Annotated in this window: 19 protein-coding genes; 9 read left to right on the top strand and 10 right to left on the bottom strand. The window is 56.7% G+C overall.

Annotation, left to right across the window (positions count from 1 at the left end; genetic code table 11):
* Window positions 1–119: 119 nt before the first annotated feature.
* The 5 genes from METMA_RS0101935 to nqrF all read left to right on the top strand — a co-directional run bounded on the left by METMA_RS0101935 (window position 120) and on the right by nqrF (window position 5,397).
* Window positions 120–1,484, top strand: coding sequence for a Na(+)-translocating NADH-quinone reductase subunit A (locus METMA_RS0101935; RefSeq protein WP_020157377.1), 1,365 nt, complete (start codon window positions 120–122; stop codon window positions 1,482–1,484).
* Window positions 1,481–2,680, top strand: a complete 1,200-nt coding sequence (locus tag METMA_RS0101940) for an NADH:ubiquinone reductase (Na(+)-transporting) subunit B (RefSeq protein ID WP_020157378.1) — start codon at window positions 1,481–1,483, stop codon at window positions 2,678–2,680. The genes METMA_RS0101935 and METMA_RS0101940 overlap by 4 nt, the downstream gene beginning before the upstream one ends.
* Complete coding sequence (locus tag METMA_RS23735) at window positions 2,667–3,491, top strand: Na(+)-translocating NADH-quinone reductase subunit C (protein WP_020157379.1); 825 nt, start codon at window positions 2,667–2,669, stop codon at window positions 3,489–3,491. Before METMA_RS0101940 ends, METMA_RS23735 begins: the two co-directional genes overlap by 14 nt.
* Window positions 3,492–3,494: 3 nt before the next feature.
* Window positions 3,495–4,106, top strand: coding sequence for an NADH:ubiquinone reductase (Na(+)-transporting) subunit E (gene nqrE / locus METMA_RS0101950; protein ID WP_020157380.1), 612 nt, complete (start codon window positions 3,495–3,497; stop codon window positions 4,104–4,106).
* Window positions 4,107–4,167: 61 nt separating this feature from the next.
* Window positions 4,168–5,397: an NADH:ubiquinone reductase (Na(+)-transporting) subunit F gene (gene nqrF / locus METMA_RS0101955; RefSeq protein WP_020157381.1), complete on the top strand. Its 1,230-nt coding sequence runs from the start codon at window positions 4,168–4,170 to the stop codon at window positions 5,395–5,397.
* Between the two features lie 730 nt (window positions 5,398–6,127).
* Here nqrF and METMA_RS25645 read toward each other — a convergent pair.
* From METMA_RS25645 to METMA_RS0102005, 8 genes are all read right to left on the bottom strand, one after another.
* Complete coding sequence (locus METMA_RS25645) at window positions 6,128–7,873, bottom strand: hybrid sensor histidine kinase/response regulator (protein ID WP_020157382.1); 1,746 nt, start codon at window positions 7,871–7,873, stop codon at window positions 6,128–6,130.
* Window positions 7,857–8,264, bottom strand: a complete 408-nt coding sequence (locus METMA_RS0101965) for a circadian clock KaiB family protein (RefSeq protein ID WP_020157383.1) — start codon at window positions 8,262–8,264, stop codon at window positions 7,857–7,859. The genes METMA_RS25645 and METMA_RS0101965 overlap by 17 nt, the downstream gene beginning before the upstream one ends.
* Window positions 8,261–8,596, bottom strand: coding sequence for a circadian clock KaiB family protein (locus METMA_RS0101970; RefSeq protein ID WP_020157384.1), 336 nt, complete (start codon window positions 8,594–8,596; stop codon window positions 8,261–8,263). The genes METMA_RS0101965 and METMA_RS0101970 overlap by 4 nt, the downstream gene beginning before the upstream one ends.
* Before the next feature lie 13 nt (window positions 8,597–8,609).
* Window positions 8,610–10,340 carry a circadian clock protein KaiC gene (gene kaiC / locus METMA_RS0101975; RefSeq protein WP_020157385.1) on the bottom strand — a complete coding sequence of 577 codons (1,731 nt, stop codon included), beginning with the start codon at window positions 10,338–10,340 and terminating at the stop codon, window positions 8,610–8,612.
* Between the two features lie 350 nt (window positions 10,341–10,690).
* Window positions 10,691–11,836: an ABC transporter ATP-binding protein gene (locus METMA_RS0101990; protein WP_020157387.1), complete on the bottom strand. Its 1,146-nt coding sequence runs from the start codon at window positions 11,834–11,836 to the stop codon at window positions 10,691–10,693.
* An 8-nt stretch (window positions 11,837–11,844) separates the two neighbouring features.
* Window positions 11,845–12,681 (bottom strand): carbohydrate ABC transporter permease, encoded by an 837-nt coding sequence (locus METMA_RS0101995; RefSeq protein WP_152565111.1) that lies wholly within the window; start codon window positions 12,679–12,681, stop codon window positions 11,845–11,847.
* A gap of 2 nt (window positions 12,682–12,683) precedes the next feature.
* Complete coding sequence (locus tag METMA_RS0102000; RefSeq protein WP_020157389.1) at window positions 12,684–13,559, bottom strand: carbohydrate ABC transporter permease; 876 nt, start codon at window positions 13,557–13,559, stop codon at window positions 12,684–12,686.
* On the bottom strand, window positions 13,556–14,818 hold the full coding sequence (locus METMA_RS0102005) for an ABC transporter substrate-binding protein (protein ID WP_156830437.1): 1,263 nt from the start codon (window positions 14,816–14,818) through the stop codon (window positions 13,556–13,558). The genes METMA_RS0102000 and METMA_RS0102005 overlap by 4 nt, the downstream gene beginning before the upstream one ends.
* Before the next feature lie 555 nt (window positions 14,819–15,373).
* Between METMA_RS0102005 and METMA_RS0102010 the strand changes: the two genes are divergently transcribed.
* From METMA_RS0102010 to METMA_RS0102025, 4 genes are all read left to right on the top strand, one after another.
* Window positions 15,374–16,279, top strand: a complete 906-nt coding sequence (locus METMA_RS0102010; RefSeq protein ID WP_020157391.1) for a hypothetical protein — start codon at window positions 15,374–15,376, stop codon at window positions 16,277–16,279.
* 204 nt (window positions 16,280–16,483) lie between these two features.
* Entirely contained in the window at window positions 16,484–17,041 is a 558-nt protein-coding gene (locus tag METMA_RS0102015; RefSeq protein WP_020157392.1) for an OsmC family protein, read from the top strand.
* A 133-nt stretch (window positions 17,042–17,174) separates the two neighbouring features.
* Complete coding sequence (locus METMA_RS0102020; RefSeq protein WP_020157393.1) at window positions 17,175–18,521, top strand: DUF2254 domain-containing protein; 1,347 nt, start codon at window positions 17,175–17,177, stop codon at window positions 18,519–18,521.
* A 3-nt stretch (window positions 18,522–18,524) separates the two neighbouring features.
* Window positions 18,525–19,040 (top strand): DUF421 domain-containing protein, encoded by a 516-nt coding sequence (locus tag METMA_RS0102025; RefSeq protein ID WP_020157394.1) that lies wholly within the window; start codon window positions 18,525–18,527, stop codon window positions 19,038–19,040.
* Window positions 19,041–19,069: 29 nt separating this feature from the next.
* Here METMA_RS0102025 and METMA_RS0102030 read toward each other — a convergent pair whose 3' ends face one another.
* Both METMA_RS0102030 and METMA_RS0102035 read right to left on the bottom strand, forming a co-directional pair.
* Window positions 19,070–19,903 carry a sterol desaturase family protein gene (locus METMA_RS0102030; RefSeq protein WP_020157395.1) on the bottom strand — a complete coding sequence of 278 codons (834 nt, stop codon included), beginning with the start codon at window positions 19,901–19,903 and terminating at the stop codon, window positions 19,070–19,072.
* Between the two features lie 21 nt (window positions 19,904–19,924).
* Entirely contained in the window at window positions 19,925–20,383 is a 459-nt protein-coding gene (locus tag METMA_RS0102035) for a PAS domain-containing protein (protein WP_020157396.1), read from the bottom strand.
* Window positions 20,384–20,388: the final 5 nt, after the last annotated feature.

Consider the following 20,388-nt stretch of genomic DNA (forward strand, 5'->3'; position numbering starts at 1 on the left):
CAGCCGACCCGGCGGTATTTGGCAACGCTATCCATAGGTAGTTCTACTGATTTATCGCGCTCGTCCATTAAGAAATAATACCAGTGCCAGTCTTGCATCCATCCAGCACTTATCACTCAATGATTAAAATAAGAAAAGGCCTGGACCTGCCCATCAAAGGCGGCCCCGAACAGATTATCAAAACCACGCCCCCCCCTAAAACCGTTGCGATACTCGGTTTTGACAGTATCGGTTTAAAGCCGCAAATGGCGGTCAAGGAGTCCGATACGGTCATTAAAGGCCAACTATTGTTCACCGATAAAAGAATGCCGGCGGTACGCTTTACCTCGCCCGGGACAGGTTATGTAAAAGCCATTAATCGCGGCGAAAAACGCGCTTTGCTGTCGGTCGTGATCGAACTGACTGACAGTGAGGAGGAAGTTCGCTTCCAGTCCTATGCCGAAGACCGTCTGTCCTCGCTAAACCGCCAACAGATCATCGAGCAACTGCTGGAGTCCGGTTTGTGGACGGCACTGCGCGCACGGCCGTTCAATAGAACGGCAGATCCTGAAACAGTGCCTCACTCCCTCTTTATCACGGCCATGGATACCAATCCGCTGGCACCGGCCATCGAACCGCTGCTGGCCGGCCACGAACAGGACTTCGCCAACGGCGCGCGCATCCTGGCCCGCTTGCCCGAGGGCAAGATCTTTCTGTGCAAACATCCGAAAACCCGGCTGCCGGACATGGACATCGAGAACCTGACTGTCGCCGAATTCTCAGGCCCCCATCCGGCCGGCAACGTCGGCACGCATATCCATTTTCTCGACCCCGTCCATCTCGGCAAAACCGTCTGGCACCTCGGTCTTCAAGATGTGATCGCGGTGGGTAAACTGTTCACCACCGGCCGGCTGTATGTCGACCGCATCGTGTCCCTGGCCGGCCCGTCCGTCAAAAATCCCTGCCTGATCAGAACCCGAATCGGCGCCTGCCTTGATGAACACTGCCAGGGCGAACTGAGCAGAAACGGTAACCGCATCATTTCCGGCTCGGTACTGTCCGGCCATAAAGCCGAAGGCGCCACGGCGTTTTTGGGCCGCTACCATCAGCAGATTTCCGTGTTGCCGGAACATCGGCGGCGCGAATTCCTGGGCTGGCTGAATCCCGGCCTTCATCTCTATTCCATTAAAAATGTCGTGCTATCCAAATTTATCCCCGGCAGCACCTACGATTTCACCACCTCGACGCACGGCGATATCAGGGCCATTATCCCTAACGGCAATTACGAACGCGTCATGCCGCTCGATATCATGCCGCTTTTTTTACTGCGCGCGCTGGCCGTCCAGGATATCGAAGAAGCCGAAAACCTCGGCTGCCTGGAACTGGCCGAGGAAGATCTGGCCTTATGTTCCTTTGTCTGCCCGTCTAAACTGGAATTCGCGCCGCTGCTGCGCCGAAACCTGGAAATGATCGAGGAAGAGATTTCAGGGAGCGTCGGCGCATGAGCGAGAAACCCGGCAAACTCGGCGCGCTTTTCGGCAAGGGTGGAAAATGGCAGAAGCTGGGCCCGCTGTACGAGGCCGTGGACACTTTTCTGTATACGCCCGGGACCGTTACCGCGGACGCCCCGCACGTGCGCGACGCCATGGACATGAAACGCATGATGGTCACGGTCATCGTCGCGCTGATACCGACCGTCGTCATGGCTTTCTATAATACCGGCCTGCAAGTCAACCTGGCGCTGCAACAGCAAAGCGCCGAATATGCCCCGGGCTGGCGCGGCGCCCTGCTGACTTTCATGGGCGCCGGCAGCGATCCGGCCAGCATGCTCGACAACATGCTGCTGGGCGCGCTGTATTTTTTGCCGGTCTATATCGTCACCGTGCTCGCGGGCGGCTTCTGGGAAGTGCTGTTCGCCTGCGTCAGGCAACAAACCATCAGCGAGGGGTTTCTGGTCACCAGCCTGCTGTTCGCGCTGATCCTGCCGCCATCCATACCCTGGTGGCAGGTCATGATCGGCATCTCGTTCGGCGTGGTGATCGGCAAGGAAATTTTCGGCGGCGTCGGCATGAACATACTGAACCCGGCCCTGGTCGGGCGCTGCTTCCTGTTTTTCTCCTATCCCCGGGAAATGACCGGCAATACCGTCTGGGTGCCGGTCGACGGCTACAGCCGGGCCACGCCCCTGGCGGAACTGCCCGATCCGGCGCTGGAGCTGTCGGTTTCCTGGCAGGACGCCTTCTATGGCTTAATGCCCGGCTCCATGGGCGAAACCTCGACATTGGCCTGCCTGATCGGCGCGCTCATTCTGATCGTCAGCCGCGTCGGCTCGTGGCGCATCATGGCCGGCGTCGTGCTGGGCATGGCCGGCCTGTCGCTGCTGTTCAATTACGTCGGCAGCGCGTCGAACCCGATGTTTCAGCTCACGCCGCAATGGCACCTGGTGCTGGGCGGATTCGCCTTCGGCACGGTTTACATGGCCACCGATCCGGTATCGGCCGCGCATTCCCTGCCCGGCCAGTATGTTTACGGAATGCTGATCGGCGCCTTGACGGTATTGGTCAGAGTCATCAACCCCGGCTTCCCGGAGGGCATCATGCTGGCTATTTTATTCGGCAACGTGTTCGCGCCGACCATAGACAAGCTATTCGTCAGCCGGCATATCCGCAGACGGCAGCGGAGGCTCGATGCAAAAGGATAGCGTCCGGCATGCGTTGCAGATTGTATTGGGCGTTAGCCTGGTCTGCTCCCTGTTCGTGTCCGCCGCCGCGATATTGCTGCATGCCACGCAAAAGCATAACCAGCGCCTGGACAGGATCAGAAATATCCTGATCGTTGCCGATCTGTATGAGGAAGGCGCCGATCTTGATGCGATCTATGAACAAAAAATCGAGCCCTTGATGATAAACCTGCAGTCCGGAGAGATCGTCGACGAGGAAAAATTCGATGAAAGACTCAACCTCGAGACCTTCGATATTCAAGCGCTGGCTTTCGATCCCGATTACGGCGAAGCCATTCCGCCGGAACACGATCAGGCCCGGATAAAACAGCGACCCAAGTACATGGTGGTCTATCAGGTCAAGGACGGCCAGCAACTGCAAAAGCTGGTCCTGCCTGTCTACGGCAAGGGACTGTGGTCCACCCTTTACGGCTTTATCGCATTGGACAAGGATCTGCGCACGATCACCGGCATCACGTTTTACGATCACAAGGAAACGCCGGGGCTGGGAGGAGAAGTCGATAATCCGCAATGGAAAAACAGCTGGGAGGGCAAACAGGCATACGATGAGCAGGGTCGGGTGATTATCGAAGTCACGCGCGGCGAGATCGATCCGGCTTCAGACCAGGCCGACCATCAAGTCGCCAGCCTTTCCGGCGCGACCATAACCAGTCGCGGCGTCAATAATCTGGTCAGATACTGGCTGGGCGAACACGGATATAGCCCGTTTCTGGACAATCTCGAACAAGGGCAAATACCGGAAGATGTTGCCCGTAACAGCGGGCTGGAGTAAGCAATGCTGGAACATTACCTGAGCCTGTTTCTCACCGCCATTTTCATTGAAAATCTGGCCCTGGCTTTTTTTCTGGGCATGTGCACGTTTCTAGCCGTCTCCAAACGCATGGCGACCGCCATTGGACTAGGTATTGCCGTCATTGTCGTGCAATCGATCACCGTGCCGATCAATAATCTCATTTACCAGCATGTGCTCAAGGAAAACGCCCTGTCCTGGCTGGGACTGCACGGCGTCGACCTGACTTTTCTCGGGCTGTTGAGCTATATCGGCGTCATTGCCGCCATCGTGCAGATCCTGGAAATGTTTCTGGACAAATATATCCCCAGGCTCTACATCGCGCTCGGCATCTTCCTGCCCCTGATTACGGTCAATTGCGCCATTCTCGGCGGCAGCCTGTTCATGGTTGAGCGCAATTACAATTTTATGGAGAGCGCCGTGTTCGGCCTGGGCACCGGCACGGGCTGGGCGCTGGCTATCATTGGGCTGGCCGGCATCCGCGAAAGAATGAAGTACAGCAATGTACCCGAAGGCCTCAGAGGACTCGGCATAACCTTCATCACGGCCGGCTTGATGGCCATGGCCTTCATGCTGTTTTCCGGCATCGAGCTGTAGCCATGAAGACGAACCGTTCAGTCAATATGGGAGCGGCTTCAGCCGTCCAGTGTGAACCGGCATGAGCGATATCATCCTGATCATTATCAGCATGGCCCTGTTCACGTTGATCGTGCTGGTGCTGGCTGTTGTCGTGATGCTGGCCAAAGACCGGCTGGTCGCCAAAGGCAACGCCACGATCGATATCAACGATGATCCGGCGCTCAGCCTGTCCGTGCCGATGGGCGGCAAATTGCTGAATGCCCTGGCCGACAATGAAATCTATATTCCCTCGGCCTGCGGCGGCCAGGGCACCTGCGGACAATGCAAGGTCGTGATCAAGGAAGGCGGGGGCGATCTCCTGGACACCGAACGGGCCAAACTCAACCGGCAACAGATCAACGCCAACTACCGGCTGTCGTGCCAGGTTTCAGTCAAGGACGACATGAGCCTCGGCCTGCCGCCGGAACTGTTCGCGATCCGCAACTGGGACTGCACGGTGCGCTCCAACCGCAGCGTGGCGACCTTCATCAAGGAACTGGTCCTGGAACTGCCGCCCGGCGAAGACATGGAATTTCGGGCCGGCGGCTATGTCCAGATCAACGTACCGCCCCATACCGTCAGGTACAGCGATTTCGACATCGACGAGCGGTTCCGGCCGGAATGGGACAAATACAACCTGTGGCAATATGTTTCCAAAGTCGACGAACCGGTCATGCGCGCCTACTCCATGGCCAACTATCCGGGCGAAAAAGGCATCATCATGCTGAACGTCCGCATCGCCTCGCCGCCGCCCTCCGATCCCGACGCTCCGCCCGGCAAGGTGTCGTCCTATATCTACAATCTGAAGCCCGGCGACAGGGTCAGCCTATCGGGTCCCTACGGCGAGTTCTTCGCCCGGGAGACCAATAACGAAATGATCTTCGTCGGAGGCGGTTCGGGCATGGCGCCCATGCGTTCGCATATCTTCGATCAGCTGGAACGCTTGCATAGCGGCCGGAAAATATCCTACTGGTATGGCGCCCGCAGTCTGGCCGAAGTATTTTACGCCGAAGACTTCGACCGGCTGGCGCAGGAGCATGACAACTTCGAGTGGGCCATCGGCCTGTCCAGTCCATTGCCCGAAGACAACTGGACCGGCCCCGTCGGCTTCATTCACCAGATCCTGTACGATCAGTATCTCAAAGACCACCCGGCTCCCGAAGACTGCGAGTATTACCTGTGCGGCCCGCCGATGATGATCGATGCCGTGGTCAATATGCTGATCAATCAGGGCGTCGATTCGAAGAATATTTTGTTTGATAAATTTTGAACTGATGTTACGCACGGGCGGTTTCATCCCGTTTGCCGCGCCGAGCACCGCAGCTTTCGCCGAGACAAATCGGCAGGATAGCCGATTTGCATGCATCGCACCCAAAGGGCGAGGCACAGGGATGTGCCGAGTGAGCAGCCCGAAGGGGCGCTTCATGGAGGAAGCGCGTTGCCAAAGGGACAGGAGTCCCTTTTGGCAACCCTCGGCGAATACCCGCAAGGGGCACAAGAGCGAGGAGCACAGGAAGCAAGCGGCAACCGGGCGGCCTGCTGACTCGTGCCATCCAGGCACTCGCGCTGCGCGTGCTTCGCATCCAAATCTGTTCCAGACAGATTTGTCTTTGGTTACTTTCTTTTCGACTGCATGGATGCAGGAGGTAGAGCAATGCAGGAGCAATTGCCGAGGCCGCGCAAAAGAAAGTAACTCGCCTTCGGGTGCGATAAACCCGATTAAATAAAACCGTCGCGCTAGCGACACCTTAATTAAATCGATCTAACTTCAACTGGCCGCGTAACATCAGTTTTGAAGTTTGGATACAAAAGCATAGCGCTCCCTGGCGCCATAAATCACAAAGAGACTTTAGTCTGAATATTTCACAATGAGTTCATGAAGTTATCGGTGAGAATTGATAATGCCATGATTTTCTTCGTGTCCTTCGTGGTTTCATGAAAAATCCGGACTATGAGCACAAGTAATTCAACTTTACAGCCATTCGTTCGAAAGATTCATACTACAACCTCAACAGCGTCTTCAGGACCTCGATATCCACCGGCTTGATCAGATGGTGATCGAATCCCTCCATGCGGGTACGCTCGCGGTCCTTCTTCTGTCCCCAACCGGTCAGCGCAATCAGTACCACATCCCGCAAGCAGGGTTGCTTCCGGATCCGCCGGGCTACCTCGTAGCCGTCCATCTCCGGCATGCCCAGATCCAACAGTATCATGGACGGCGTGAAGACCTTGAGAGTCTCCAGCGCCGTCCTCCCGTCGTAAACGACCTGCACTTCGGCGCCCAGGGATTCCAGCAGCATGCCAAGGCTGTCGGCGGCGTCGCGGTTATCGTCCACCACCAGGATACGCTGAGGGGAGTGGTGCCCGGCAGACGAGTCTTGCGATGCCTTGGCATCGTCATGGTATTCAGCCACTAGCGGCAGATAAACGACAAAATCGCTGCCCTGGCCGGGACCTGCGCTATAAACCTCGATGCTGCCGCCGTGCATCTGTACCAGGCTGCGCGCCAGGGCCAGCCCTATACCCAGGCCGCCCTGAGCATGGCTGGCGCCAATGTCGACCTGGGTAAACAGGTCGAATATCGAAAGCAGCGCCTCGGCAGGGATGCCGATACCTGTGTCCCGCACGCTCACCCTGGCGGTAGTGTCTTGTCTTCGTACCGAAAGATAAATGTCTCCGCCCGCCTTCATGTATTTCGCCGCATTGTTAAGCAGATTGGCGAATACTTGAGTGAGCCGCACCGGATCGGCGTTGAGAACCAATGGTTCATCGGGCAGGGAAACCGTCAACTGGTGGCCGGTGGCTTCAATGAAGGGCAAGGTGCTTTCGACGGCACTGTCGATGATAGCGGACAATTCGAGGTATTCCCTCTTGAGTTCGATCTTGCCGCGACTGATGCGGGAAACATCCAGCAGGTCGTCCACCAGGCGCACCATGTGTTCGATCTGGCGGTCTATGACATCATGGCACCAGGCGAGCCGCTTTTCGTCCAGATCGGGCCGTTTCATAATCTGCACGGCATTGCTGAGCGGCGCTAAAGGATTGCGCAGTTCATGGGCCAGGATGGCCAGAAACTCGTCCTTTTGCCTATCCTTGTTTTGCAGGGCCTCTTGCGCCCGCATACGCTCGGCGATCTCGATTTCCAGCGCCATGTTGGCGCATTGAAGATCCGCTGTCCGCGCCCTGATCCGCGTCTCCAGTTCCTCATTGGCCTTGCGCAGGGATTCCTGTGCCTGCCGCAGTTCCGTCAGGTCCGTGACTACGATCGCGCAGCCAGCCTCGGGGGCTTCCAGCGGGGCCGGATTGATCGAAACCATCACGGGCACCCGGCTGCCGTCGGCACGGATCAGCGACAGATTGTCGCGGTGCGGCCTTTCCTCCGCTCTTGCCAGGAGCGAGGCAAAATCCGCCGCCTGATCCAGGGGCCAAAAGCGTTCGAGGCCGGCACCGGTGATTCTACTCAGCGCCATGCCTGTCAGGTCCGCGAATCGCCGGTTGGCATAAAGAACCGTCCGGTCGGCGGCGACGATGAGGATCCCCTCGTTCAGCGTTTCGAACAAATGTCTGTAGATGGTATCGACCCCTTCCAGGGTATAAACCCGGTATTTGCCGTCGTGATTCACCACCACCGCGTCCACTGTGGCGGTATGGATGGCGTCCAGGGTTTCCTGCGCTTCCTCCAGGCGCAGCGTCAGGTCCTGGATTTTAAGTAGCAGCTCCTGCTGTGCCTCATTGCCGGATTTCACCGTTCTGCTCCGCTCTGGTGGAAGGTTTCGGACGCAGGTCCAGGCCCACGAGAATGCGCTCGCAATTAGAGAGATCGCCAATCAACTTGCGCAACGGGCGGGGAAGTTGCTTGACCAGGGTGGGAACGGCGACGATATTGTCGTCTTTCGCTCGCTCCGGTGACTGGTAGATGTCGACCACCTCCAGATCATAGCGCCCGACCAGCTCCTGCTCACATACCTGTCGGATATTGGCGATGGCCTGCACCGAGAGCGCCGTGGTACCGGCTACGTAAAGGCGTAGCAGATACTGTTGCTCTTTATTCAGGAGCGCGTCCTGAAATGCTTCGGTAGCGCTTTTGGCTTGCTCAGGGTGTTCGCTGACCTGCCCTGTCTTATCGCGCGGACTCATATTGTCCCCTTCCGTTGACGCAGATCCAGGCCTACCAATACTCGTTCGGTGTTCGATAGATCTCCGATGATCTTGCGCATCGGCTCAGGCAGATTGCGCACCAGCGTAGGGATAGCCAGGATCTGGTCGCCGGCGGCCAACTGCGGGTTTTCCAGCAAGTCGATCACCTCGACGCTATAACGGCCTTTCAGATACTCTTCGCAGATCCGTTTCAGGTTGGCGAACGCAGTCAGCGACTTGGGTGTCTGCCCGGCCACGTAGAGACGCAGCTTCCACATCTCTTCGCTATCTTCGGATTTATCTTCTGCTGTATGCTCGTGGTTGTCTGACATGGTTCGCTCTCCTCTACTTGTTGCCCGAAACGTCATCGCCATGGCGTATCCGGGCCATTTCTTCACGTTCGCTTGCCGCCCGGGTCTTCAGCTGTTGTGCCTGCACGATCGCCAGATTGATCTCCGACTCCTCCGTCTCGAATTGCGCGCGCAGAGCATCAATCCGCGCTTCCAGGGCGGCACGCTTATGCGCCAGTTGACTGTGATGGTGCTTGATCTCCTGATCGCGCAGGATACGCTCCGCCTCTTCCCGCGCCTCCTGGGCGAAGCGGGCGGCGCCGGTCAATACTCCCGACGGACCGATGTAGACGTCGCGCAGGCGGATGCCCTGATCATTGATAAGGAACTCGCGTATCTGGTTGGAATGCGCCATGCCTCGCGACTTCACGACTTGAATGCCCCGATTGCGCTCTCCGCGGCTTTCGATGGTGCTGAGCATCAACCAGGTATCCATCACCGAGGAAATACCCACCTGGGTCTGTTCCAGCGCCCCCCCGCCGGAGGTCAGGCTGGTGAACACGGCACTGATCCGCCGGCTTTTCAACCAGTCGATCAGGCGGGCGAGCATCGCCTCGGACTCGGAGAGGGTACCCACGGATATCAGGTTGGTGACCGGATCGACCACCACCAGGCTGGGCTGGAATTCCTCCACCAGCTTGTGGATGCTGGCCAGGTGCATCTCCAGACCATAAATTGTCGGCCGCACCGCATGGTAGCGCAGCAGCCCCTGCGCTACCCATGGCGCCAGATCGAGACTTACCGACTGCATGTTGCGGATGATCTGGTGAGGCGCCTCCTCGAACGGCAAATAGAGAACACGCTCGCCCCGGCGGCAGGCCCCGTCCGCGAAAAATGCCGCGAAAGTGGTTTTGCCCGTGCCCGCCGTGCCGCTGAGCAGCACACTGCTGCCCCGGTATATGCCCATGCCGCCGAGCATGTTGTCGAGACGCTCGATGCCGGTGGAAATGCGGTCGTTGCAGACGGTATGCTCAAGGCTCATGGAGGTAATCGGCAGAATGGAGATCCCATCCTCGTCAATGAGGAACGGATATTCGTTAGTGCCATGGAGGGAACCTCGATACTTCAGCACGCGCAGGCGACGCGTGGAGATCTGGTTATAAATGCGATGGTCGAGCGTGATGACACAGTCGGAGACATACTCCTCCATGCCATAGCGGGTCAGCGTCTCATTACCGCGCTCGGCGGTCATGATGGCGGTAACGCCGCGGGCCTTCAGCCAACGGAACAGACGGCGTAATTCCGCGCGCAGAATCCCCTCGTCAGGCAGGCCGGCGAACAGCATTTCGATCGTATCGAGCACGACGCGTTTGGCGCCGATCGAGTCGATGGCGTAACCCAGCCGGACGAACAACCCCTCCAGGTCATATTCGCCCGTTTCCTCGATCTCGCTGCGCTCCAGGTGTATGTAATCGATGAGCATTTTCCCTTTGCCAACCAGTTCGTCCACGCGGAACCCGAGCGAAGCCATGTTGCTGCTCAGCTCCTGGGCGGTTTCCTCGAAGGCCATAAAAACGCCCGGCTCATCGTAATCGATGATGCCGCGCACCAGGAATTCCATGGCCAGCAGCGTTTTGCCCGAACCCGGACCGCCCGCCACCAGCACGGTGCGTCCCTTGGGAAGGCCGCCATGGGTAATCTCATCCAGGCCGCGAATGCCCGAGGGAATCTTGGCGAGAGGTTGCTCCTGGAGATCGTCGGTTGTTTTTTCCGTCGTTAGGCTCATGTCTATTCATCTCTAACCTATCAAACTCATAAAATACGATCCTTTACGGATCCCGTCAGTTCCAAGAGAAACAGCTGATCGCCAAAGGCGACAATTGCTTGCGGTTCGATGATGCTATTGATGCGGCCCGGCAGGCTCAAGATTGTGGGCGACAACTGGAATATTGCGTTGCGCCCGAATCTTTGCAACCGGACGGGACATGTTGCCTGCCGCGTCCGAAATGTTTTGCATGAATTAGATGTTCAGCCATCCCTGAACCGTTAGGGACGGGTTCGCAAATTCCGTCCTGCCCGAGATATCCCCATAGCGCTTGCCATACCCGTGGGGGGCGACTTCAGTCGCCGGAGGCATCATGCCATCATGGCCAGATTACGCCCGGTCCGGCCATCAAAAAGATGGATGTCCTGACGCTTCAACTGCAACCTGAGCGTCTGGCCTTTGCTTACCTTGAGCGACGGATCAAGGCGGCCTACGAACATCGTTGTGCCTTTTTCCGGCATGGCGCTCAGATGCGGCAGAATCAAATCCCATTTTTCCGACCAGGCGATATCGAAATAAACGAACAGCTCGGCGCCCAGCCATTCGACCACATCGATACGCGCCTCAAAGGCCAGATCATGCGAGTGTCCCTGTCCGGCCGAACTGACCGCTTCGGGACGGAAACCGGCGATGACCAGCCCGTCTCCAGGCCGGCTTTTTTCCAACCGGTCAGGCAGTACGGCTTCACCGAACGGCAGCGCCAGCCTCTTTCCTTCCAGTCGGGCCGGCACAAAGTTCATGCCCGGCGATCCGATAAAGCCGGCGACGAACAGATTGGCCGGCCTTTGATACAGCTCCCGGGGTGTGCCGACCTGCTGCACGACACCCTGGTTTAACACCGCCACGCGGTCGCCCAGCGTCATCGCCTCGGTCTGGTCATGAGTCACGTAAATCATCGTGGTGCCGAGCCGCTTCTGCAGGCGGCCGATTTCGGCGCGCATCTGCACGCGCAATCGCGCGTCGAGGTTGGAAAGCGGCTCGTCCAGCAAAAACGCCACGGGGTTGCGCACCAGGGCGCGCCCCATGGCCACGCGCTGGCGCTGGCCGCCGGACAAGCTGGCCGGCTTGCGCTCCAGCAAGGTGGTCAGTTCCAGAAGTGCCGCGGCATCCCAGACTTTTCGGGTGATTTCCGCCTTGGAGAGACCCGCCAGCCGCAGCGGGAAACCGATATTCTCGCCCACCGTCATATGCGGATAAATCGCATAGCTCTGGAATACCATCGCCATATTGCGATTCTTGGGGTCCAGGTCATTGATGACCCGGCCGTCGACACGGATTTCCCCGGCACTGACCGAGTCCAGGCCGACGATCATGTTCAGCAGCGTCGATTTGCCGCAGCCGGACGGGCCGACCAGGATAAAGAATTCGCCGTCGTGGATCGTGAAACTGGTGTTCCTTAACACCCGCGTGCCGTCGGCAAACTGCTTGCTGACATTGTCGAGAACGATTTCGGCCATTGCTCCTCCTAGCCTTTGACCGCGCCGGCGGTGAGTCCGGCAACGATACGCCGTTGAAATAACAGCACGATGACGATGATCGGCACGGTCACGACCACCGAGGCCGCGGCGATCGATCCGGTCGGCTGCTCGAACTGCGAACTGCCCGTGAAGAAGGCGATGGCCGCCGGCACCGTGCGCGCGTCATTCGTGGACGTCAGCGAGGTCGCGAACAGAAAGTCGTTCCAGGCGAAGATAAAAACCAGAATCGCGGCCGTAAACACGCCCGGCGCCGCCAACGGGGCAATGACATGGAAAAAGGCCTGAAACGGTGTCGCGCCGTCGACGCGCGCGGCCTTGTCCAGATCCCAGGGAATCTCGCGGAAGAACGCCGACAAGGTCCAGATGGCTAGCGGCAGGGTGAAGGTCATGTAAGGAATAATCAACCCGGCCCAGGTATCGTAAAGCCCTATGCCGCGCCAGAGATTGAACAAGGGACCGATGATCGAAACGGGCGGAAACATCGAGATGGCCAGCACGCCCGCCAGCACCAGCTTTTTGCCGGCAAACCGCAGGCGCACGATGGCATAGGCGGCAAACATCGCCAGCAAGATCGACAGCCCGGTCGCCAGCAGCGCGATGCCGAAGGAGTTCCACAAGGCCGCCGGAAACTGGGCATCCTCGAACACGGCCCGGTAATTATCGAAACTGATGCGGGCCGGGATCAGGCGCCGGTCGTTCAGATCGGCGGGCCATTTCAGCGACAGCGACAGAATCCACAGCACCGGAATCAGGGCGTATCCCAGGACCAGCAGGCCAAAACCGCTCCAAAGCAGCGCCTCCAGCCGGTTTTGTCTGTTATCCATCGTCATTCTCCTTGCTGTCGCGTCAATGGCGTGCCGAAACCTTTAAGGAACAGCAAGGCGATAATCAGCACGCCGATAAAGATCAGCACCGACACGGCCGATCCCAGCCCCAGGTTGAGCCTCGCTATCAGCACGTTATAGCCGACCAGGGACACGGTTTCGGTATTCCCGGCGCCGCGCGTCTGCACGTACACGGTATCGAAAATGCGGAAGGCATCCAGGGTCCGGAACAGCAGCGCGACCATGATCGTCGGTTTCATCAGCGGCAGCGTAACGTGCACGAACCGCTGCCAGGCCGAGGCGCCGTCGACGCGGGCGGCGCTGATCAGATCCCGCGGAATCAGCGTCAGCCCGGCCAGCAGCAGCAACGCCATGAACGGCGTCGTTTTCCAGATTTCGGTAAAAATGATCACGAAGAAGGCCGACCAGCGTTCGGTCAGCCAGGCGTTGTCGAGATTCAGCAGCGCGTTGACGAAGCCCGTGGTCGGATCGAAGGCGAATTTCCAGGCCAGCGCCGACACGACCGTGATCATGCCGTAGGGAATCAGGATCACGGTCCGGATCGTGCGGCGGCCGAGCGTGGCCCTGAACATCAACAGCGCCAGCAGCATGCCCAGCACCAGTTCCACGGCCACCGAGCCGGCCGTGATGATCAACGTGTTCACCACTGATTTCCACCAGATTTCGGAGCTCAGCACGCTGACATAATTGTCCAGTCCGACGAATTGCCGGTGCTGCGGAAAGCGCAGGTCGTAGCGGAACAATGACAGCCAGAACGCATACAGAATCGGGTAGGCCGTGACCAGCAGCATCGCCGTCACGGCCGGCGCGCACAACAGCCAGGCCAGACGCCGTTCGGCATTGCCGCGCGCCTTCAAAACAAGCCCTCCGATTTCAGCGCCCGGCCGACCGCCTCGCGCAACCGGACCGCATCGGCGTCGGGATCGATGTCCTTGAGCGGGTGCAGCGTGTGGCTGATGGCCAGGGAAAGATCATAATAAAACGGCGTTCGGGGCCGCTGCATGGCATCTTGCAGCGTCGCCAGCAAGGTATCGGCCATGGGAAACCGCGCCCTGACTTCTGGCGTCCGGTACAGCGCTTCGATGGTCGGTGGCAGACCGCCTTTTTGGGCGGCATTGATCTGATTGGGTTCCGAAGCCAGGCACCGGGCGGCCTCGAATGCCATGCCGGCATGCCGCGTATAGGCGCCGATGCCGAGGTTGATGCCGCCGATCGTTACCCGGCCCGGCAAGCCTTCCACAACCGCCGGCCAGCGCATCCATCCCATCTGCCCGGCGACGGCCGGCGCATTCTGGCGGGCGCTGGGCCAGACATAGGAATAGTTCACCATGAACACAGGCTTGCCGGTTTCGAAGGCCAGTCGGCTTTGGTCTTCCCGCGCCGTGGACAGCGCCGGATCGGCCGCGGGCGAATTGCCGATTCGTTTCAGCAGTTCAAGCGCCCGCCGGGTCGGCACCGGTTCCAGGGAGACTTCGGTATCGTCATGATCCAGCACGGCGCCGCCCGCCGAAGCCAGCAGCGAGATAAAGAACACCGTCAGGCCCTCGTAGCGCTGCCCCTGCACCTGTAGCGCGCCGGGCACGTCGAAGGCCTCGGCGGCATCGATCAGCTCGTCCCAGGTAGCCGGCCTGTCCACCTTGTCCTTGCGGTACCAGAGCAGCTGGGCATTGGTCGTGAAAGGCACGGCCCAGAGCCGGCCCTGATAAACGGCGCTTTTAACGGCGGCCGGCAGCATGCCCATTATGGCCTCGGCCGCTTGTGCCTCACGCCAGGGCAGAATCCAGCCGGCCTGGGCGAATTCGGCTGTCCAGATGACGTCCATGCCGACGATATCGATATCCCGGTCCCGGACCGCCAGGCGCCGGACCAGCTGCTCGCGCTGCTGATCGGCATCGGCCGGCAGCGGCGTGATCCTGATCCGGTAACGGCCATCGGCCCGTGCCGTGCACTGGCGAACGGCATCCCGGAAGGCACCGGATTTTTCGTCGAACACATACCAGTTCAAAACCGGCGGCCCCGTTTCCTCACGGCCGGAGCAGGCGCTTAACAGCAATGACAGCGCGATTGCTTGAAGCCATCTTGGATCAGCACAGATCATCAGCCTACGGTGTCGCATCCTCTCTCTCCATTCGGCAATGGCGACTGCAACCCATGAAATCAGCAGGCTAGAGCGGCAGCCGGATATTTGGATTCTTGTGTGTGAACTCTATCACATTTTCATAGGTTCAAATTGACGCAAAGCTCAACCCTTTATAGTTTTCAGCTAAAATTTCCCTTAAATTCAACTTAAATAAACAGGCCTACCGAAATACGGCGATCTCAATCGGCCGATCAAAAGGTAAGGAATTTTACGAAAGCGGTCGTTGCACTGCGGACATAAGGAATTGAAAAGGCACAGTTTTAATTATCAGTGCAAACCGGCATAAGTTGGATTATGCAGCGTATTCGATGCTTTGTTCATTGTTTTCTTTCCGGTTTTACCCTGTCAGCCAATACATTTCCAATGACTCTCGCCAAACCAGGCCCTTCCGTTTCAGGACCAGCGCAGCGGTAGAGATAGCGGACGCCGCTGGTCAATCATATCGCTACCTGGCCATGCCGATGTGACTGAGGATACAGGTTTTCAATCTATTTTTTTTAATTAAAACAAAAAAGCAAAAAGGAGTTGTATATGTTTAAAAATTTCATTATTTCACTCATTATTTTTATTACATCACTTTCGGCCTGGGCTGCTCCGCAGACCTATAAAGTCACAGCAAGGGTTTCATCCGTATCTGAATATCTATCTGATGGCTTGCCGGCGCCACTGCAGATCGGTGATGAGATCAACATGACTTATGTGCTGGATGATGCAAAATCTCCCGACTATCAGGACGATTGGTATATCGCGTACAGCTTCAATGAAAACGAAGGTAGTGTGCAGATCAGTTGGTCAAACGTAACGCTAAAAACCTCACTGTCTCAGTCGATGATTCATCATTTTGTCGGCTTTGACCCCAATAATGGCAACGGCGTCCAAACCTACCATGTGGGCGGCCTCGGTCCTTTTGAAAACAACGGTAATCCTGCTCCAGATGTTCGATTTATTGGACTCGACCTTCAACATCATAACGACGGCTCTCCATATCAAACTTATACGCCTTGGCTAACGCCTGATTTAAGCAAATTTGCCATGAGACGATTGTTTATCGACGCGAATGGATATTGGATTGATGCGGATGTGACCTCTATTGTGAATATACAAGAACTAAACGGACCATTTGCGGTTTGGCCGGGACACGGCAATCTGCATATAAACCAGAGATTTGATGTGTTTGTTTCAGCACCGGAAGGTTACGATTTCATCGAATTCCTGACTGATTCAATGCCAATGTCGGAGCCGGAGTTTTTGCCAATCTTTTGTGAAATCCAGCCCAATTACTCGGGCATGACTGAAATCGAATTTCTTTGCCGAGACCTGGACGCTGGCCGATTACATTTATTTCATGAAAATCATAGTGGCGTAACCATTCGTCTAAAAAACCTGTCAACCGGCCAATCGCTAGAGCGCGTAATGTACTGGCGGGTCTATCAGTGACGCTACGGATAGCAATCCAGCCCAGAAAATGAATAATGGCCGCTATAACGGCGAAAATTCAACCCCAATAACTATCGCATCCAGTCGGGGTGCGCATCATTCGGCGCCCCGCGTGTATCCGGCCATGCGGTACGTTAGACCATGGGCCAACGATTTTCTAACTCAAATAATCGCGCAACCATACAGTCTAAAGAGGCAATCAAGATGGCACAGGAACAGATAATCAATGGCGTAAACGTAGACCAGTTATTCAACACCATAGAACAGATTAAGGAGAACCCCGAAATTGCCCAGTTCAAATTTCGTGCCGCCAACACCTGGGTCGACGGCACCCACAATCGTGCGACCGTCAAGGACTTCTATGGTGCTCTAAAGGAAGATGACTCGCGGGAACCATTGACTTTTGAGATAGACGAGCCCCCCGTTCTTTGCGGCCGGAACCTGGGCGCGAATCCCGTGGAATATCTGCTCGTGGCCCTGTCCGGGTGTCTGACGACCAGCCTTGTCGCACATGCGGCGGCTCGGGGCATCGAAATCAAAAAAGTGGCCTCCCGATACGAGGGCGACCTGGACCTTAGCGGCTTTCTGGGCATATCGGAAGAGGTTCCCGTCGGTTATAAGAATATCCGGGTGTACTTCAAAATCGAGGCGGATATTACCGAGGACCAGAAGGCGGAGCTCGTCAAGATGGCGCAAAAATATTCCCCGGTTTTCAACAGCATTGCCAAGCCGATACCGGTCTCCGTTCAGCTCGAAAAGTAATGAACATCCTGACCGGCATCGAGCGAAAAAATCCAGACCATCGTAGTGGCATAAATACGGAGGTTCCCATCTACCTCCAGCCCCGCCCGCCTCGTAATCTGTAAGCCCCGTTCAGTCGAAAAGAGCGCTCTTCATGAAACTGCAACTGATCAAGATCCGCGACACTCTGAGCGACTCGTTCTGGTTTCTGCCGGCGCTGATGGCGCTGCTCGCGACCGGCGCGGCGCTCGGCAGCGTCGCCATCGATCATGCCCTCGGCAGCGATTGGGTGCAGGACATGGGCTGGGTATGGTCAGGCGGAGCCGATGGCGCGCGCAGCGTTTTGTCGGTCGTCGCCGGCTCCATCATGACTGTGGTTTCCATTGTGTTTTCGCTGACCGTGACGACGCTGGCGCAGACGTCATCGCATTTCGGGCCGCGCGTGCTGCGCAATTTCACTTCCGACCGCGGCGTGCAATTCACGCTCGGCACGTATATCGCCACCTTTGTCTACTCCCTGCTGGTGCTGCGAACCGTGCGCACGGAGCACTCGGTCGAGGAATCGGCCTTCGTGCCATATCTCTCGGTGAATATCGGCATGCTGCTGGCGCTGACGTCTCTGGCGGTACTGATCTATTTCATTCACCATGTCTCGCAGAGCATTCAGGCCGAAAAGCTGATCGCCGATGTCGGCAGGGAGTTTCAAAAATTGCTGCCGGTCCTGTTTCCCGAAGAAATCGGGCAGCCGCAAAGCGAGGATGCGAATCCGCTTCAATTGCCTGACGAAAGCCAATGGCAAACCGCGCATATTGTGGCAGCATCCGAGAACGGCTATTTACAGGGCGTGGATGACGATCAGCTGATGAGTCTGGCGACCAGACACGACCTGATACTGAAACTGGTCAAGCGCCCCGGCGCTTTTATAACCGGCGATGAACCGTTGTTGCGCGTGTTGCCGTCCTCGCACATGACCGATGACATCGAGGCCGATTTGCGTGCCTGCTTTAGCCTGGGCTCGCACCGCACACCGTATCAGGACGCGCTGTATGTGGTGCAGCAGTTGGTTGAAATCGCGGCCCACGCCCTTTCGCCGGGCATTAACGAACCCTTTACCGCCCTGACCTGCATCGACTGGCTGGGCGCGTCGTTGCGCGGCGTGGCAAAACGCGAACTACCAGTTCCCTTGCGCCAGGATGAAGACGGCCGGTTGCGCGTGATTGCCAGCGCGCTTGATTTCGAGGAATTGGTACACGCCGCTTTCGATCCGATTCGCCTTTACGGCGCCAGCAATCCCGATGTGATGCAGCGCCTGCTCGGAATCATGATCGAAATAGCGCCTGATCTGCACCGTGACCTGGACCGCATCGCGTTAATGCAGCACGCCCGGCTCATCGGCGAGGATGCCGCGCAAATCATCAACGAAACCGATCGGCGGCGCGTGGCCGATTGCCTGCAGAAGACCCTGCGCGCCCTGACAAAAAATCCTGCCAAGGAGGAATAAACCATGTTTTTCAATGATTGGACCGGCTTGCTGCGCGTCGTTATCGTCGGTATTCTGGCGTATCTGGCCCTGGTGTTTTTATTACGCATTTCAGGCAAGCGCACGCTGTCGAAGATGAACGCTTTCGACCTAATCGTGACGGTGGCGCTCGGCTCCACGCTGGCGACGGTGCTGTTGTCCAGAAACACCGCCCTCGCCGAGGGCATTGCCGCCTTCGCGCTATTGATCGGCCTGCAATACATCATCACGTGGCTGTCGGTACGCTCGCAGCGCGTGGCGAAGCTGGTCAAAGCCGAGCCGTCGCTGCTGTTTTCCGGCGGACACTTTCTTCATGGGGCGCTGCGACGCGAGCGCGTCACTGAAGACGAAGTCCGCGCCGCCGTGCGCTCGCAGGGCATGCCGAGCATGGAATCCGTCGCCGCCGTTATACTGGAAACCGACGGCAGCCTGACCGTCCTGCAAAGTCAGGAAGGTCAGGCGCTTACATCACTAAAAGGTGTCTCGCAGCGCGGCGAGTGAGCGGCCCGGCCTTTCGACACGGCAGACTTTCACGGTTTTCTGCCCTTTGGAATCCAGCCTAATAATTGCCGGATTTTGCGTTCGGTAATAAACGCCAGCGAAAACAGTTGGATAAAATTTTCAGCTTCAATCAGATCCAGACCGATATGTTCAGGCACCAGCTCTTTTCGCGTGCCGAACATGCGGTCCCAGATCGATAGAACAATGCCATAGTTACTGTCATGCTCCTTACGCAAGGTCGAATGATGCGCCCGATGAAGTGATGACGTAATAATGAATTTCGAAATCAGATCTTCCTTGGGCACCCGGATATTGGCATGATGGAAGAATATGAACAATAGCTCGATAATCTCGATGGACAACACTAAATAGGCATTGACGCCAATGACGACAACAAATATCGATTTATAGACGATTTCCAGCAATAAATCGATCACATGAAAGCGGAAGCCGGTGGACACATTAAAGCTCTTATCGCTGTGATGCACTTTATGAAACCGCCACAGCCACTCATATTTATGGCTCGCCACGTGCCAAAGGTAAATGGCCAGATCAAAAAAAGCGAAAGCCAATAACCATTTCAGCGGACCATTTTCCATGCCGCTCAATAGTCCGTAAGACGCAAACTGTTGCGCGACAAGAAACAGTGATGAGGCCCTTAATACCGTCAAAACCAGATTGTTAAACAGAAACGCCTTGGTATTGGTCACTATCGATTCTTTATAAGCCTTGGCGGAAAAGTGCCGGTAAGGTTTAATCTTCTCAACGACTAGCAACAAAACAAAAGCGAGGATAGCAAGACCAAACAAGGCTTCATTAAAAAGCAGGCCGCCGTCACCCTTGATATTTACCGCTGAATTCATAAATTCACCTTCATAAAAACGTCATGATTTGTTAGGCGTGGCGTTTAATAAACCGGTCAAGGCTTTGATTTCATTGTCTGCGTCAACCTGACTGGTTATATCGTACTGGACACCCAGATAGTATATAACCCGCTGTTTTTTATCGAATAGCGGAATGATTTTTAAACGATTATGAAACAATGTGCCGTCTTTTTTATAGTTTCGTATGGTCACTTCAACAGCTTGATGATTTTTGATCGCTTCGGCAATTTGATAGCGCGCATCCTGATCTCTATCATCGCCTTGCAGAAATCGGCAATTATGGCCGATGATCTCCGCCTGGCTATAACCGGTTAAGCGTTCAAACGCCTTATTCGCATAAACGATCGGCATGTCATCCAGATCCGGATCGGCCAACGTTATGCCGTTAACACATTCATCCAAAATAGCGGACAGCACTTGCGGAATAAGCCCGCTGTCTTTTTCAACGATAAAAACCATGATTA

Source organism: Methylobacter marinus A45 (assembly GCF_000383855.1).
In the GTDB taxonomy this organism is placed as follows: Bacteria; Pseudomonadota; Gammaproteobacteria; order Methylococcales; family Methylomonadaceae; genus Methylobacter; species Methylobacter marinus.